Below are 1,854 nucleotides of genomic sequence, written 5' to 3'. Positions count from 1 at the left end.
CGGGGGCTGACGGCCCGCCGCCGCCGGTCCCGCGCGGCCCGAGCGGGCCGCCCGCCGGACCGGCCCGCCCTTGCGGCGGCCGGGGCGCGGCTCCACTTGGCGACGAACCCGGCGGCGATCCCCCCGCCGTGCCGGAGGCCCGCTCCCATGCTCGACGCCAAGCGCCTGCTCGACCAGTTCCTCGGCGGCCCCGCCGCGCACCGCGCCGGCTCCGAGGGCCGCCCCGGACCCGCCTCGCCCCTCGACCAGATCGGCCGCGCCCTCGGCGGCCAGGGCTCGCAGGCGGCGGTGCTCGGCGGCCTCGCCTCGCTGGTCCTGGGCGCGCGCCGGGGCCCACGCGCCGGTCCGGCCGGACGGCTCGGCGGCCTCGCCCTCGTGGGGTCCCTCGCCTACCAGGCCTACCGGCAGTGGCAGGCGAGCCAGCCGGCGGCCGAGACGCGGCCCCCGGGCGGGACGCGCGCCGCCCCGCCCGGGGGCCGCGGCGGCTTCATCCCGTCGCCCGAGGAGGCCGGCGCGATGCTGCGGGGCACCCGGTTCCAGCCGGCCTCGCCGGCGGACGAGCAGGACCTGAGCCGCGCCCTCCTCACCGCGATGATCGCCGCCGCCAAGGCCGACGGCCACATCGACGCGCAGGAGCAGGCGCGGATCTTCGGCGAGATGGACCGCCACGCCCTCGACCAGGACGACAAGGCCTTCCTGATGGACGCCCTGCGGGCGCCCCTCGACGTCGAGGCGGTGGCGCGCCTCGCCCGCGGCCGGGAGGAGGCGAGCGCGATCTACGCCGCCTCGGCGCTGGCCGTCAGCGTCGACACCCCGGCCGAGCGCGCCTACCTCGACCGCCTCGCCGGCCGGCTCGGCCTCGATCCGGGCCTCGCCCGCCGCATCGAGGACACGGTCGCGGCGGCATCGTCGCAAAGGTGAAGACTTCGTTAGCGTCGTTAACCAATCGCTAACCATCCGGCGCGCCTCATGGCCTGGTAACGAGTCGTAAACCCGTGACCAGCCAGACCTCATCCCGCCCGCCGATCCGCTTCCGTGGCCGCTCCTTCCTGGCGGTCGTGCTCGCCCCCGAGGCGCCGGTCGACGACTGGCTCGCCGACCTCGACGGTCTGGCGCGCCGCTCGCCGGCCTTCTTCGCCGGCCGCGCCGTGATCCTCGACGTCGGCGCGCTCGCCCCGAGCCGCGAGGCGCTGACGGGCCTCGTCGCGGCCCTGCTCGAGCGGGACATCCCGATCATGGGCATCGAGGGCGCCGGCGGCGCGGCGCTCGGGCCCGGCATGCCGCCGGTCCTGAACGGCGGCCGGCCCTCGGGCGAGATCCCGACGCCCGGCGCCCCGGCGGCGGCCGCCCCGGCGCCGGTCCCGGACCGCGCGCCGAGCGTCCACTCCCTGATGCTCGAGAGCCCGGTGCGCTCCGGCCAGGCGATCCTGTTCCCGGAGGGCGACGTGACCGTGATGGGCTCGGTCGCCTCGGGCGCCGAGATCATCGCGGGCGGCTCGATCCACGTCTACGGGGCGCTGCGGGGCCGCGCCATCGCGGGCGCCGCCGGGACCCCGGGGGCGCGGATCTTCTGCCGCAAGTTCGAGCCGGAGCTGCTGGCGATCGACGGGCTCTACCGCATCGCCGACGACATCGACCCGGCCCTGCGCGGCCGCGCCGTGCAGGTCTGGCTCGACGGCGACGCCATGCGGACCGCGGCCCTCGACTGAGCCGCCCCGGGCCGCCCCCCGAGCCCGCCCGGGCCCACACCATACACGCAGCGGCCGCGCAGGCCGCGACACTCGGCTTCCAGAGGTTCCAAGATGGCGAAAGTCCTAGTCGTGACGTCGGGCAAGGGCGGCGTCGGGAAGACCA

The 1,854-nt window shown here is 77.7% G+C and carries 2 protein-coding genes; both read left to right on the top strand.

Annotation, left to right across the window (positions count from 1 at the left end):
• Nucleotides 1–147: 147 nt before the first annotated feature.
• On the top strand, nt 148–921 hold the full coding sequence (locus tag DT057_RS34780) for a tellurite resistance TerB family protein (protein WP_128566539.1): 774 nt from the start codon (nt 148–150) through the stop codon (nt 919–921).
• Between the two features lie 74 nt (nt 922–995).
• Nucleotides 996–1,709: a septum site-determining protein MinC gene (gene minC / locus DT057_RS34775; RefSeq protein WP_128566538.1), complete on the top strand. Its 714-nt coding sequence runs from the start codon at nt 996–998 to the stop codon at nt 1,707–1,709.
• Nucleotides 1,710–1,854 lie beyond the last annotated feature (145 nt).

This window comes from Methylobacterium crusticola (genome assembly GCF_003574465.1).
GTDB classification, from domain to species: Bacteria; Pseudomonadota; Alphaproteobacteria; order Rhizobiales; family Beijerinckiaceae; genus Methylobacterium; species Methylobacterium crusticola.
This window is presented reverse-complemented; position numbering and strand designations above follow the sequence as displayed.